We start from the raw sequence: 15,291 nt of genomic DNA on the forward strand, positions 1-15,291 counted from the left end.
ATTTATGCTATTATAATAGTACAGATAGAGTTTTTATGAAATTTAATTATACTGAGAACGCTATCAAAAAAGTATATTATTTTAAATGACTTTATTTTATTGAATTTTCGTTGAAATAAGGTTAAATTTTTTAGAGGAGGCTATTATGAGTAAAAAAAATCTGGTACTTCAAGTATTTATAGCTTTTATTGCAGGTTTGATACTTGGAGTTGTGTTGTGGTTAACGAAAGTTGATATTACAAAATATACAAAAATCGTTTCCCCATTTGGTCAAGTTTTGGTTGCAATGTTAAAAATGATTGTAATACCTGTAATATTTTTGTCCTTAATTGATGGAGCAGCTTCTGTTCCTACAAAGGAATTTGGGAAAATTGGGATAAAAGTAATAGTTTGGTACTTTTTAACTTCACTTTTTGCAGCAGTTTTAGGTTCAGTACTTGCGATAGGATTTAACCCTGGATCAGGAGAAGCGCAACAAGCTGCGTGGAAAACTCTTATAAATCCACAAAATACTTCTGAAATTGCTAGTAAAGCTAACAGTTCATTAACAGATGTATTTATCAGTATGTTCCAAAATCCGTTCAAAGCTTTGGCAGAAGGTAACTTCTTAGCTATTATAGTATTTTCTATAGCTTTTGGACTTGCACTAAAGATGATTTCCGAAAGAGCTGAATATTCAGGAAAAGTTAAGACTTTACTTGAAATAATCGACGTTGCAAAAGAAGCTATATTCAAAATTGTAGATTGGATTTTAGCATATTCTCCAATTGGGGTATTTGCTCTTACTTCAGTAAACTTTGCAAGTTATGGTTCATCATTATTTGGACCTTATATTAAACTTACAATTGGTGTTGTACTTGGAATTTTTGCCATGGTAGTAATAGTTTATCCTTTAATGATGGCTATCACATTAAAAGTAAATCCTTTCAAGGTTTTGGTGAAAATAAAAGAACCAATGCTAACTGCATTTGTAACAAGAAGTTCTGCTGCAGCACTTCCAGTATCTCTTAGAGTTGCAAAAGAAGATTTAAAAATAAGCGAAAATATTTCTTCATTCGCATTACCTTTAGGTTCTACAATCAACATGGATGGAGTTTGTATCCACTTACCAATGTTCGCAATTTTAGCAGCTAATATGTTTGGTGTTGAAGTTACATTTGTTTCACTATCAGTTTTAGTATTAACAACTGTACTTGCATCAGTAGGAGCGGGTGGAGTTCCAGGGGGAAGTTTAATGTTACTATTTATAATCTTACAAAATATGAAACTTTCTCCAGATCAAATAGCTATCATAGTTGGTCTTGCATTAGGAATTAACCCAATACTTGATATGTTTGAAACTATGAATAATGTTACAGGTGATATAGTTTGTACTTACAGTGTTGCAAAACTTTCAGGCTTGGTAGATGAAGATAAATAATTATATAAAAAAGTTAAAAAAGTAAGTAAATAAATAAAAAGGTCGATGTTTTTTACATTGACCTTTTTTGTGAATTAAGATATTATATTGTTGATAAGTAAATTATATCATTAGAATTAATCATTTAAAAGACTCAATTTAAGTTTGGAGGTAATTCAATGGAATATAGAATAATAAATATTAAAGACAATATAAATGTTGTAAAAATTGAAGATGAAAAAATACTAATATTCGATGAACAATCAGCTTTAGATGTGTTTATGAGTTTAGCTTATGAAACGGGAGAAAATAAATTTATAATTAGCAAAGATAATTTAATAGAAGATTTTTTTGATTTAAGAACTAAAATAGCTGGAGAAATTCTACAAAAGATAATAAATTATAAAATGAAATTGGCTATTATAGGAGATTTTTCAAAATATAAAAGTAAATCTTTAAGAGATTTTATATATGAATGTAATAGTGGAAGAGATATATTTTTCGTTGAAAATGAATTTGAAGCTTTAAATTTATTAAGTTACAATTAAAGATAAAAATATAAAAATTTGGTTAATAATTTTTTAGTATTGGGTATATATTTTGCAAATACATATTGTTTTCAATAATAGAGGAGGTGCAGTTTGAAAGAACAAGTTGGGAAAGTATTCTCCATAGCTAAAGATAATAAAGCACTAGAAGGATGTACAATATCAAAAGAGGTACATGGAGGAGAAAATTACATAGCATATTTTTCTATGGCAGAAGATACAGATATAAGTGCAGAATTATTCCCTTATTATAAGCTGTTGATTGTAGCAGAGGGAGAGCTTGAAGTATATGGATTTTCTGAAAATATTAAAAAAGTAAAAGTAGGTGAATGTATTGTAACACCAATTGAAGTTCCAGTTGGTATGAGAACTAAATCAGGAGCAATATTCACTGAAATTGCAATAAAAAAGGAGGACTTTATGAATAAGTTAGTAAAAGCGGGAGAGGTTTTTAAATTAGGTGAATTATTACAATACCAAGAAGGTAAAATCGTAAATATGGACGTAGTTCACAATGATAAAATGAAGTTTGTATTAATGGCATTTGATGCGGGAACAGGTCTATCAGAACATTCAGCACCGGGAGAAGCAATAGTATTTGCATTAGATGGCGAAGGAATAATCGGATACGAAGGAACAGACCATGTAATAAAAGCAGGAGAATGCTTCCACTTTGCAAAAGCTGGAAGACATTATGTAAAGGCTGAAAAGAATTTTAAAATGGCATTACTTTTAACTTTGGAATAAAAAGAGAAAATTTATATAAGAATTAAATATAGGATGAAACGACCATATTTTGGTCGTTTTTTTGTGAAAAAATAATCATTTTTTGAAGTTGTTTTAGGATTAACGTTAAGCTAAAAAGTAAAGGATTATCTCTAACACGTCATCTCGAGTGTAGCGTGCCCTAACTTTGTTTGTTTACTTGTAAATAAAAGTAGAATTTACAGAAATAATCACATCTTATGATACAATTCTTATTAAGATTTCATAAAGCTCTGTAACTTGAAATTTTTATAGTTTTATATAAATACTATTATTCAAAAATTAAATAGTTTATTTAGGGTATAATAAAAACATATAATTTTAAATCATTTTTGAATTAGTATAAAAAGTGGTTATATTAAATGTATCAATACCTTGGATACCTTGAAAGATGGTGCTAATATGAGTAACAAAAATATAAAAAAAGAATGTGAAGAACTATGGGCGAAAAATAAATATTATGTACTAAGCAAATCTCATAAAACATATTTAGAGATAAGAGAGTATTTGAAAGAAAAAGAAGTAGATATTTTAGTTCTAAATGAAAAAATACAAAAAGTAAGAGATATGAAAGAAAGCAAAAAAGATTTTAGAAATGCTATTCTTCATGTATGGGGATATTTTAAAGAAAAATCAAGTGAAATTGAAAAACAAGAATTATTTAATATATTAGAAGAATATATGGAAGGAAAAAATAATCAGGAATATGTAATTGAATATATCAATATTTTACTAACTAGATATCCAAATAAATATTTACAAGAATCAACTTTATTAATAGGAGAACAGTATGAGACTTTGGCATGAAAAAATTATTCATCTATTGCCTAAAAATCAGCTTCTTGGACAACATAGAGAATGTTGTGCACTTAGGGGAAATGGATGGAAAAAGAAACATAAAACTGTAGATTATGTATTTTTATATTCTCCATATCACTTATTTATGTATCATTCATTAGTTATGGATGAAATGGAAAAAAGAGGGTTTAAAGTATCTATAGAATGGAAAGATAAGAATTATAGAGGAAAGAAAGCAGAAAGTTATAATAATCTTGAAGAAAAAATTACAGATACTCCAATTTACAAAGAACATAATAATGAATATTTGATTGAGTGTTTAGAAAACTTAAGAAAAAAAGGTATAAAATTAAAACTATAAAAGATTGATTATATAATATGACCCCCTAAATCCTATGTCTTGGTTTAGGGGGTCATACAATATAAAAAACAAAAAAAATTCATGTCATAGCAACTTAAAGAAAAACCACAAACACGTCATTTTGACTAAATCGAAGCTGAGTGAAGTGAATCTTACCCTAACTTTGCTTGTTTACAAACAATAGTAGGTCTGACGAGAGCAATTGTACCTTCTGATGCAATTGCGCTGGAGATCTCACATAATTTAACTTCCTTAAATGTAAATAAATCATTATCTTAAACAATTATTTATGTTATAATAAATATATGAAAATTGTATATAAAATGAGAGGGAGAATAGATGTCATTAAATAATAAAACTATTGAAACGTTATCAGTTAGTGCTGTAAAAAATAGTATAATCACATCTGAATTGTTAGAACCATTTATTTCAGATAATGATAAAGAACCGTCTTGGGATGGAAATGTTTATATTTATAAAGATAAGTCTAAAAAGAAAGAAAGCTTACAGGGAAGAATGCCAGTTCAAGTGAAAGGAAAAGAATCAAATGTTCTATCAGAAAGTGAAATTTCATATTCAATGAAAATAGTCGATTTAAGAAATTATTTAAATGATGGAGGATGTGTGCTTTTTGTTGTATATATTGATAATAAGGGGGAAAGTACAAAGATTTATTATAATGAACTTACACCTATTAAATTAAGGAAAATCTTGAAAGAGAAGAAAAAGAAAAAAAGTAAAACCATTCACTTAAAAGAGTTTCCAAATAATAGTAATGAAAAAGCAACTATTTTCTTAAATTGTCTTCAAAATTGTAAAAAACAAGTTAGTTTTAATGAACAAGAATTATTAAATCTAGAAGATTTACAAAAGTCAGATGTACTTGAAGAAATTGTTATCCCTTTTTCAGGTGTAGGATATAATGATGCGTTAGAAGCGCTTATAAGTAATGAAAATTATATTTATGCAAAAATAAAGAATAGTTCATTTTTACATCCTATTGATATTATTCCTAAAAACTTACAAACAAGCAAAGTTATAGATATAGAAATTACGATAAATGATAAATTTTTTTATAAACAATGTAACATAATAAAAAGTTCTGAAAAAACTATACTTTGTTTTGGCGGTAGTTTTAAGATTACACTTAATGAAAATGGAGAACCCTATAAATTTAATTATAGTAATTCTGATAAAATTAGAATATTAGCAAAAGACCTTGATTTTGTGCTGAGATGTATAGATACAGGCTATTTTAAAGTTAATGGAAATAAACTTCCTTTTAATTTTGATAAAGAATATAAAAATTTTGAAAAAGAAAAACAAAAAGAAAATTTGACATTTGTAAAAAATGTTGTAGAAGTGCTTGATATGCTAAATTGTTCGGAAGATATAAGCATTAAAGATATGGAAAAGGAAGATTGGGATAACCTTAAATATTTAATGATAGCATTTTTTGAGAAAAAACCTATAACTGGACTTAAAGAGGATTTACCAAAAATTGGAGAAATAAAAGTAGGAAAACTTAGATTTATAGTTTATCTAAAACAATGTCAAGAAAAAGGAACATATGAAATCTTTGATTATTTTAATATTGATTTATCTGTGCCGTTTAAAAATTACGAACAATCAGAGGAAGTAATAGATATTTCGCAATATATCTTTCTTAATGAAAATGACTTTCTTACATTAAGTAATATAGATTTTAATAAATTGCTTCCATCATTTAAAAATAGTGAGAGTAATGAGGGAGCTTTTAGTGGTGGGAATTATTTTCTACTTGAACTTTTAAAAGCATATGATAAAGCTAAAGGAAATAGAAAAGAAAAACTTTTGGAAACTTGTAAAAATTTTAGCACATGGATTTTAGAAGCACCTGAAGAAGAAGTAGAATATCAAGTTAAGATTTTAAATTCGCTTCAAACTATAAAAAGATATAGAAAGTTTAGTAATGAAGAAATTGAAAAGTTATATTCAATTGTAGAAAATAAAGATTCAGATGAGTCTTGTGTTGTCGGGGCATACTTATTATTAGACCAACAGCTAGCAGCAGAAATACATTTTGCAAGGTTAAATGATGAAGAACAGAAAATTTTTAAAGAATATCCAATATATACATTTTGGAAAAATTTAAAAGAGTAAAATTTATAGCTAATAAAACTAAATAAACTATGAATAGGACAATAGAAATTAAAATAACTATTGTCTTTTTTATATATTTTAACTAAGGCTACACTTAATAGATGAACTAAAAATTTATGAGATTTCTTCACTACACTCAGCTTCGCTTCTTTTCGGTCGAAATGACGTGTTGGATGTAATGATTTGAAAAGAATTGTGACGTAAAGTTTTTTTACTAAATATAAATTTTAAATATCTACTTAAAAAAGACAATTTACAGTATCATTTTGGGGATTATTCATATATAATATGGGTAAATAGTAAATGACTTTTTGACATAAAATTGGAGGTATTTATGATTTCTAAAATAAAAACATTGGAAGAAGCTAGAGAATTATCAATGAATATTATTAAGGCTAAGGATTTAACTTATGAGCAAAAGACTTCTCAACTTGCAAAGCTTGCAGAGAATTTGAATGATTTTCCTGTAAGTTCAGTTAATGATAGAATTTTTGAAATTTCTGAAAATGGAGGTTTCTGCGATTTGTGGGAAGGTCATGCGCCTTATGCACCGAGATATATTTGCCCTAATTATCAAAAACTTTTGGATGAGGGTTGTAAGTTTTTACGTCTTGAGAAGGCTGAAACTTTGCTTGATGCGATTAATAATTTATTGATTTTTTATCATCATGTTCCTTCTATAACAAGATATCCGGTTTATATTGGGAAAATTGATAAGCTTTTAGATCCATTTATTACAGATAGAGAGGAAGCTAAAAAGTTAATTAAGTGGTTTTTAGTTTCTTTGGATAGAACAATTAATGACAGTTTTTGCCATGCAAATATCGGACCTGAAAAGACTGTTGCAGGAGAAATTATTTTAGAATTACTTCCAATTTTAAATAATGTTACTCCAAATATGACAATTCTTTATGATGAAGATATTACACCGGATGATTTTGGAGAAAAGGCAGTTTATGCATCTCTTTTAACTGCAAATCCTGCTTTTGCTAATGATAAATACTATAGAAAAGATTTTAATGGAGATTATGCGATAGCAAGTTGCTATAATGGACTTCCAATTTCAGGTGGGGCATTTACTTTAAGTAGATTAAGACTTGGTTCTCTTGCGAGAAGTTCAAGTTCAAAACAAGATTTCTTTGATAGAGTTTTGCCTGAAGCGATAGATTTAATGTGCAATTTTATGGAAGGAAAAATCAGATTTATAGTTGAAGAAACTCCTTTCTTTGAGGAAAACTTCTTAGTTAAAGAAGGTTTTATCGAGCTAGATAGATTTGTTGGACTTTTTGGAGTTGTAGGACTTCATGAGTGTGTTCAAAAACTTTTAGAGTTTGAAAGTAAAGATTTAGTGTATGGAAAAGACGATTATGCCAACAATTTAGGGCTAGAAGTAATGGATTTTGTAGAAAATAGAGTTAATTCATTTGAAAGTAAGTATTCAACTTTCTGGAACCATAGATTTATGCTTCATTCACAAGTTGGGGCTCAAGATGATATGGAAGATAGTGCAGGAGTTAGAATTAGAATTGGTAAGGAAATACCGATGTATGACCACATTAAACATTCAGCTTTATTCCATAAGTATTTTCCGTCAGGAATTGGCGACCATTTTCCGTTTGATGAAACTGCTGAAAAGAATCCTGCTGCTGTTTTAGATATTTTTAAGGCTGCATTTAGATTAAATATGAGATATATTTCATGTTATGGAGAAAATGGCGATTTGATTCGTGTAACAGGATATTTAGTAAAGAAATCTGATATGCAAAAATTTATTGACGGAGAAAGTATCAGCTATGATACTGTTCAATATGCAAGAGAGGCTTTTGAAAAATATCATTTATTAGAACGTAAGGTTAGAGATGTCAAATAAAGGAATTATAAATAAAATAATAGATATGTCGGTGGTAGACGGACCTGGAAACAGGACGTCTATTTTCCTACAGGGTTGTAATTTTAACTGTTTTTATTGTCATAATCCTGAAACTATTAGACATTGTATAAATTGTATGGAATGTATTCCGTCTTGTCCGACTAAGAGTTTGAAGAATGTAAATGGAAAAATAGTTTGGAATGATAAAACCTGTATAAATTGTGATGAATGTATCAGGGTTTGTAAGCATCTCTCAAGTCCAAAGATTTACAATTGGACAGTTGAAGAAACGGTCGAAAGAATAAAAAAGAATATACCTTTTATAAGGGGGATTACAGTTAGTGGTGGAGAATGTACTTTGCAACATACTTTTTTAACTTCTCTTTTTACAGAGGTTAGAAAGCTTGGTCTTACTTGTTTTGTTGATACAAATGGTGGAATACCTTTAAAGAGACTTCCTGATTTTGTTGAAGTTTCAGATGCTTTTATGCTTGATATAAAGGCTTTTGATAATGAGGAACATCTTTTTATAACTAAAAGTAAGGTTGATGTAGTTTTAGAAAATGCTGAATATCTTGCAAGTATAAATAAACTTTTTGAGATAAGGACTGTAACGATTGCTGGAATGGACAATAGAACTACAGTTGATAAAATTACAAGGATGCTTTCCAAATACATAAAAAAGGGACATAACATTAGATATAAAATTATAAAATACAGAAAATATGGAGTTAGAGAAGAATACAGCATGTTTTCAGCTCCAACGGATGATGAAATGGAAGAATTAAAACAAATAGCAATCAGAAATGGATTTGAAGATGTTATTATCGTTTAATTTGTATTAGAAAATTTTTTAAGGGACTATGTGGTGCATAGTTCTTTTTTTATAGAAAAAAATTATATATACAAACTTGTGCATAAGAAAAAATTATTATACTTATATGACATAATATGATAAAATATTAGTATATATTTATTTTTAACGGAGGATAATTATGAAAAATAAAAACATATTAGCTTTAGCGCTACTTTGTGGATTTTCTTTTTCACAAGTGAGTTTTGCTGATAGTGAAACTGTGATTTACAACAAAGAAGGAATCACAGTAAATTTAATCGCAGATGGCGAAGGAACTTTTAAGATTTCTGTTGAAAACAAGAGCTCAAAAGATATGGTAGGAGTTAAAGTAAAGACAGAAGATATAAAAGGTCTTAAAATTGTTAAAGGTAAAGAACTTGAAATCGGTGATGTAAAGGTCGGAGAAAAGAAAGTTTTAGAAAATGAAAAAATACAATTTGAAGTTGTAGAAGCTATTAAGGATGGAATTAAAAAAGGAAAACTTTCTAAAACAGGTATTGCAGGAGTTTACAAAATCAATGTAACAATTGCGGTAGCGGGAATTGTTGGAGTTATTTGTGTTTTAGTTTCTAAAAAGAGAAATGCAAAAAAACTTTTATCTGTTGCAGTTGGTACAGGAATTTTGATGTCTTCAGTTTTGGCTTATAACTCAAATGCAGAAGGTACTTATAAAAATTCTGCCAATTTATCCGGAAATATAGAAATAAAAGGCAAAACTTACGACTATGTCGGAGTTTTGATGTGGAATGATGCAAATTCAAAAGTAGATGAAAACAAACCTGACGAAAACAAGCCAGATGATAATAAGCCTGATGAAGAAAAAGATAAGGTTGTAGAGTTTGAAGATAAAAATTTGAAAAAGTTCATTTTGGATAAGTTACATGCCTATGAAGGCAAAGATAGCTTTGAAGCAGAAATGAATGAATACAATTTTAAACTTAATGATAAATCATATAGAAAAGATAAGAATTCCAATGAAATTTATAAGAGCGATTTGGAAAAAATTGAATCTATTGGAATCAGAGGAATGGATGCTGCTGAAGAAAATCTTATAGAAGTTAGCAGTATCAAAGGGCTTGAATATTGTAAAAATTTAAAAACTCTTACAATTTCTTCCGGAGAAATTCCTGATGATAATGAAGAAATAAGATATTCAGAGGGAGCTATTAAGGATTTAACACCTCTTGCAGGTCTTAAAAATCTTGAATTATTAAGACTTTCTCATAATGAAATATCTGATGTTTCTCCACTAAAAGATTTAACACAATTGAAATTTTTATATATTTCACATAATAATATTTCTGATATTAGCTCATTAAAAAATCTTTCAAATTTAGAAAATTTTGATTTTGCAGTGAATAAAGTTTTTGATATGAGCATTGTTAAAAACTTTAAAAAATTAACTCTTTTAGATATCTATTCAAATAAAATTTCTGATATAAGTTATGTTAAAGAGCTTGAAAAATTGACTTATTTTAGAGCGGATAACAATAATATTGAGAATATTAGTGTTTTAAAAAATTTGAAATTATTGGAAAATCTAGATTTAGGAAATAATAAAATAAAAGATATTTCTGTAATAAATGGTTTGACAAAGCTAAATAAATTGAGTTTAAAGGGAAATAATCTTGACAGTTTTAAATTAAATAAACTTACAAAACTTGAAGATTTGAATCTCGAAAATAACAAAATTTCAGATGTTACTTCCTTGAAAAATCTGAATAAACTTACAAGCTTAAATTTGAATAAAAATAATGTAGAAAATATTGATGCTGTGGGCAATTTAAAAGATTTAATTTACTTGTATTTAGACAAGAATAATGTAGAAAATATAAGTGTTTTAAAATCTTTAAATAAACTTTCAAATTTAATTTTATCTAATAATAATGTTTCTGACATTTCTGCACTTAAAGATTTGAATGAGCTTTCAAGTCTTAAACTTGATGGAAATAAAATAAAAGATTTTTCACCAATAAATGATAAGAAGGGAATATTCGAAAAAGTTATTCACAATCAAAATGTTGATTTAGAAAATGTGGAAGTTAGCGAAAAAACTTTTGAGATTGAAAATCCTTTTGTTGGACTTGAAAAGATTGCCAAAGGTGGAAATATTAAAGTTAGCACTGATAATGAAAATATATCAGTAACTTTGGAAAACGGAAAGCTAAAATTCAATTTAACATCTGACATTTTCAACAATATTACAGATAGCGGTTTAGAAGTAAAAGTTAAATATGAATGTGAAAACGAAATGGACTATGCGAACAATCCTACTGTACTGAATTTGAAAGTAAAATTAGTTAAATCAGCTAAAAAATATGTTGAAATTGAAGATGCAAAACTTTTAAAGGTAATAAATAAGAATTTAGATAAAAATAGAGCTGATAATCAAAAAGTTACAGTCGAAGAAATGGAAAGTTTAACAGAATTATCAATCTTTTTAAAAGAAGATGGAAGTGCTGATTTTAGTGAAAATGCAAAATATTCAATTCTTGGAGTTCCTCAAAGTTTAGCTGGAACAAAAGATTTTAAATTTGCTGTTACTAGGGGTATGAAGAGTATTAAAGGTTTGGAATATGCAAAAAATTTGAAGAAATTGAAATTAAATGAAAATGAGATTTCAGATATTTCTCCTCTTAAAAATTTAACTAAATTGGAATACTTAGAAATTCAAAGAAATAGAATTGTTGATTTAAAACCACTTTCAAATTTAACAAAGCTTACTTTCTTGAAATTATATAACAATTTAATTGAAGATATAACACCCCTTTCTAATCTTACAAATCTTAAAGGATTGGATTTGCATTATAATGTAACTGTTGAGGGAGATGAACTTCACAAGAAAATTTCTAAGGGAATTACAGACATTTCTCCTTTAAAAAACTTGAAAAAGCTTACGTTTTTAGATATTTCAGCTAATAGAATAGAAGATGTTTCAATTATTAAGGGTTTAGATAAAATTGAAGATTTAGATTTTTCAGGAAATAGAGTTAAAAATTATGAAGGATTAGGAGATTATATTGCTGAAAGATTGGAAAAAGCATTAAATGAAGGAATTGGAAGCATGCAATTTTCTGGTCAAGGAGTAGATTTTGGAAAAACTGTTGAAGTAAAAGGGAAGGAAGTTTCTTTTACAACGCCTTTTAAAGGAACTAAAGAACTTGGAAATTCATTGGCACAAGTTTTCGGAGCGGAGGAAGCTTTGAATCCATTTGGTGAAATAAGTACCGGAGTCGAAGGAATAGAAGCCAGTTATGATTTAAATACAAACAAGATAAAGCTAACTTTTTCAGATGAAGTTATCGCTAAATATAAAGAAAAAGAGTTAGACCTAAATTTAAAAATGTCATTAGAAGAATATACTTGGACATTGAAGAATGTAAAACTTAAATTTACAGAATAATTTATATAGTGAAAAAGGAGGTTGGATTAATCTCCTTTTTCTGCTTTTACTGTTATAAAAATATTTTTTGTGATATAATAATTATAGATTTATGCCTTATGATAAAGCTGTAATTATTTTATCATAATAACCAAAATTTAATTGTCAAAAAGAAATTATGATATAATAAAATGTAATTTATATTTAGAATTTAGGAGGGGAAATTTGTTAGAGATTATTTTAAATTCTTTAGAAGAATGTGATAATTTTTCTAAAAGATTTTCGAAAACTTTAAAAAATGGTGATGTGATTTCTTTGGTTGGAGATCTTGGGGCTGGGAAAACTACTTTTACTAAATTTTTGGGAAAAAATTTAGGGATAAATGAAGATATTACCTCTCCAACTTTTAATTTAGTTAATTTATATTCTGGAAAGTTTGAGTTTAATCATATGGACTTATATAGAATTGACTCTCCGGAAGAACTTTATCAAATAGATTATGAAAATTACTTTTATCCTGATGGTATAACAGTGATAGAATGGGCGGAAAATGCCGATTATTTATTATCTAAAAATTTAATCGAGCTTGAGATTTTAAAAATTTCTGAAAATTCAAGAAAGATTGTAATTAGAGGAAATAATAAAAGAGAAATTGAAATTATAGAGGAATTACAATGAAAATTTTAGCAATAGACACTTCAACAACTCATAGTTCTTGTGCCATAATGGAAGATAATAATATTGTTGGGGATTTTAGTATTAATCAAAGTATGAGCCATAATGAAATTTTGCTTGTTATGGTTGATGAAATGCTTAAAAAATTAAATATTGATATAGAAGATATTGATTTATTTGTTGCAGTTACTGGTCCGGGCTCTTTTACGGGAATAAGAATAGGAGTTACGATTGTAAAGGCTTTGGCAATGGCTTTAAATAAGCCAATGGTTGCCGTAAACACATTGGAGGCTCTTTCTTTTGGAGTGTTTTCCGACAAAAAGAAAATTCCTTTAATTGACGCCAGAGGTGAAAGAGTTTATTATGGAGTATATGAAGGATTAAACAACGAAAATATTGTATCTCCTGCACTTTTAACTATTGATGAGCTTTTGGAAGAATTTTCAGATAAAGGAGAATTTGTTTTTGTAGGAGATTGCGTTAATTTATATAAAGATCGAATTTTAAAAAATAAAAATTTTGAGATTGCCCCTGCTTGTTTGAACAGTTGTGTTTCAAGAAATGCTTGTGTGATAGGCAAAAGAAAATTTGAAAGTGGAGATATTTCAGACTGTTTTAACTTAAGTCCAGAATATGTAAGACTTTCACAAGCACAAAGAGATATGGAAAATAAAGGAAAATAGATGATTTTATATAGATATGCGAAAAATGAGGATGTCTTTGATATTCTTTCTATGGATGAGAAATATTTTTCAAATAATTTTGATGAAAAATTCTACTTGGAATATATAAAAAATCAAAGAGTCATAGTTGCAGAAAATGAAAAACATATTGTAGGATATATCTTATTTAATCAAATTTTAGATGAAGCTGAAATCTACAAAATAGTTGTTTTGAAAGATTTTAGAAAAAAACAGATTGCTTTTAAAATTTTCGAATTTTTACTAAATGAATTAAAGAAAAATAATGTTAAAAAGATATTTTTAGAAGTTAGAAAAAGCAATATTCCTGCAATTAATCTATATATAAAATGTGGATTTATAGAAATTAGGGAGATTGTTGACTACTATAGCAATCCGAAAGAAAATGGAATTATGATGTTAAAAGAGGTAATTTGATGGATGATATTAAAATAATGGCGATAGAGAGCAGTTGTGATGAAACAAGTGTTGCTGTTGTAAAAAACGGTAGAGAAATTATTTCAAATATAATTTCTTCTCAAATAGATATGCATAAAAAGTTTGGTGGGGTAGTCCCTGAGGTTGCAAGTAGAATGCATTTGGAGGTAATCAATAATATAGTAAGAGAGGCTTTGGAAGAAGCAAAAATTACTTTAGATGATATCGATGCAATAGCTGTAACTAAAGGGCCTGGTCTTGTAGGGGCTTTGCTTGTTGGAATTTCAGAAGCAAAGGCGTTATCCTATGCTTGTAAAAAGCCACTAGTTGGAGTTAATCACATGAAAGGCCATATATGTGCAACTTTTATAACTCATAAAGAATTAGAACCTCCGTTTATCTGCCTTTTAGTTTCTGGAGGACATACTTATCTAGTTCATGTAAAAGACTATAATAATATGGAAGTAATTGGAAAGACTATTGATGATGCCTGTGGAGAGGCTTATGATAAAGTTGCAAGATGTTTAGAAATGAATTACCCTGGTGGTCCTGAAGTTGAAAGACTTGCAAAACTTGGAAATGATGAGGCGATAGATTTTCCAAGAGTAATGCTTGATAAAAATAGTTATAATTTTAGTTTTAGTGGACTTAAAACAGCTGTGCTTAATTATTTAAACAGTAAAAAGCAAAAAAACGAAGAAATATCAAAGGCAGATGTTTGTGCAAGTTTTCAAAGGGCTGTTTTTGATGTGTTGATTTATAAAACTGAAAAGCTAATGAAAGAGAAAAACTTAGATACTCTTGTCGTGTCAGGTGGGGTATCTGCAAATAATACATTAAGAGAAGAAATAAATAAAATGTGTGAAAGTAATAATTTTAAATCATATTTTCCGGATAAAGTACTTTGCACAGATAATGCAGCTATGATTGCGTCATCAGGATATTATGAGTATATTTTTGGAGTAAGAAGTGATTTAACACTAAATGTTGAGCCGAATTTGGAGCTATAAAATTATCAAAAAATTTTGTGAAAAAGTGTTGACAATGAAAAAAATAAAGTGTATAATATTCGGGTAACTGTTTGACAAGTATGTTTTAAAGAAAGATTTAATCGTATTAAAACTTTAAAAAAAGTATTGACAAATTACAAGTTATGATATATAATTATTAGGCAGTCAATTTTAGAATAAGGATTGATTGATGAGGCCCCATGGTCAAGCGGTTAAGACATCGCCCTTTCACGGCGGTAACCCGGGTTCGAATCCCGGTGGGGTCACCACTTTATTTTTAATTGGTTTGTTGGTTATATTTGGGCGCATAGCTCAGTTGGGAGAGCATCTGCCTTACAAGCAGGGGGTCATAGGTTCGAGCCCTATT

13 protein-coding genes and 1 tRNA gene are annotated in these 15,291 nt (G+C 28.1%); all 14 read left to right on the top strand.

What is annotated here, in order from left to right; translation table 11 throughout:
• The first annotated feature begins 145 nt into the window (after positions 1 to 145).
• The 14 genes from VJI95_RS06215 (at position 146) to VJI95_RS06280 (ending at position 15,193) form a co-directional block, all read left to right on the top strand.
• Positions 146 to 1,420 carry a dicarboxylate/amino acid:cation symporter gene (locus VJI95_RS06215; protein WP_324009220.1) on the top strand — a complete coding sequence of 425 codons (1,275 nt, stop codon included), beginning with the start codon at positions 146 to 148 and terminating at the stop codon, positions 1,418 to 1,420.
• A gap of 158 nt (positions 1,421 to 1,578) precedes the next feature.
• Positions 1,579 to 1,947, top strand: a complete 369-nt coding sequence (locus tag VJI95_RS06220) for a DUF4180 domain-containing protein (RefSeq protein ID WP_324000278.1) — start codon at positions 1,579 to 1,581, stop codon at positions 1,945 to 1,947.
• 93 nt (positions 1,948 to 2,040) lie between these two features.
• The gene (locus tag VJI95_RS06225; protein WP_324000279.1) at positions 2,041 to 2,694 is read left to right on the top strand and encodes a cupin domain-containing protein; all 654 of its coding nucleotides are present in this window, start codon (positions 2,041 to 2,043) and stop codon (positions 2,692 to 2,694) included.
• Positions 2,695 to 3,114: 420 nt separating this feature from the next.
• Entirely contained in the window at positions 3,115 to 3,519 is a 405-nt protein-coding gene (locus VJI95_RS06230; RefSeq protein ID WP_324000280.1) for a YbgA family protein, read from the top strand.
• Positions 3,503 to 3,871 (top strand): TIGR02328 family protein, encoded by a 369-nt coding sequence (locus tag VJI95_RS06235; RefSeq protein ID WP_324010681.1) that lies wholly within the window; start codon positions 3,503 to 3,505, stop codon positions 3,869 to 3,871. The genes VJI95_RS06230 and VJI95_RS06235 overlap by 17 nt, the downstream gene beginning before the upstream one ends.
• 339 nt (positions 3,872 to 4,210) lie before the next feature.
• Complete coding sequence (locus VJI95_RS06240) at positions 4,211 to 6,013, top strand: DUF4365 domain-containing protein (protein ID WP_324010682.1); 1,803 nt, start codon at positions 4,211 to 4,213, stop codon at positions 6,011 to 6,013.
• A 334-nt stretch (positions 6,014 to 6,347) separates the two neighbouring features.
• Positions 6,348 to 7,883 carry a YjjI family glycine radical enzyme gene (locus tag VJI95_RS06245; protein ID WP_324010684.1) on the top strand — a complete coding sequence of 512 codons (1,536 nt, stop codon included), beginning with the start codon at positions 6,348 to 6,350 and terminating at the stop codon, positions 7,881 to 7,883.
• A complete protein-coding gene (locus tag VJI95_RS06250; RefSeq protein WP_324000290.1) occupies positions 7,873 to 8,718 on the top strand; it encodes a YjjW family glycine radical enzyme activase in 846 nt (281 codons plus the stop codon). Before VJI95_RS06245 ends, VJI95_RS06250 begins: the two co-directional genes overlap by 11 nt.
• Positions 8,719 to 8,878: 160 nt before the next feature.
• Complete coding sequence (locus VJI95_RS06255; protein WP_324000291.1) at positions 8,879 to 12,142, top strand: leucine-rich repeat domain-containing protein; 3,264 nt, start codon at positions 8,879 to 8,881, stop codon at positions 12,140 to 12,142.
• A 204-nt stretch (positions 12,143 to 12,346) separates the two neighbouring features.
• The gene (tsaE, locus tag VJI95_RS06260) at positions 12,347 to 12,799 is read left to right on the top strand and encodes a tRNA (adenosine(37)-N6)-threonylcarbamoyltransferase complex ATPase subunit type 1 TsaE (RefSeq protein WP_324010686.1); all 453 of its coding nucleotides are present in this window, start codon (positions 12,347 to 12,349) and stop codon (positions 12,797 to 12,799) included.
• Positions 12,796 to 13,479, top strand: a complete 684-nt coding sequence (gene tsaB / locus VJI95_RS06265; protein ID WP_324010687.1) for a tRNA (adenosine(37)-N6)-threonylcarbamoyltransferase complex dimerization subunit type 1 TsaB — start codon at positions 12,796 to 12,798, stop codon at positions 13,477 to 13,479. The genes tsaE and tsaB overlap by 4 nt, the downstream gene beginning before the upstream one ends.
• Positions 13,480 to 13,914: a ribosomal protein S18-alanine N-acetyltransferase gene (gene rimI / locus VJI95_RS06270; RefSeq protein ID WP_324010688.1), complete on the top strand. Its 435-nt coding sequence runs from the start codon at positions 13,480 to 13,482 to the stop codon at positions 13,912 to 13,914.
• The gene (gene tsaD / locus VJI95_RS06275) at positions 13,914 to 14,924 is read left to right on the top strand and encodes a tRNA (adenosine(37)-N6)-threonylcarbamoyltransferase complex transferase subunit TsaD (RefSeq protein WP_324010690.1); all 1,011 of its coding nucleotides are present in this window, start codon (positions 13,914 to 13,916) and stop codon (positions 14,922 to 14,924) included. The genes rimI and tsaD overlap by 1 nt, the downstream gene beginning before the upstream one ends.
• A 194-nt stretch (positions 14,925 to 15,118) precedes the next feature.
• Positions 15,119 to 15,193: transfer RNA gene (locus VJI95_RS06280), tRNA-Glu, on the top strand.
• The last annotated feature ends 98 nt before the right edge of the window (positions 15,194 to 15,291 follow it).

This window comes from Parvimonas sp. C2 (assembly GCF_035282405.1).
Classification (GTDB): Bacteria; Bacillota; Clostridia; order Tissierellales; family Peptoniphilaceae; genus Parvimonas.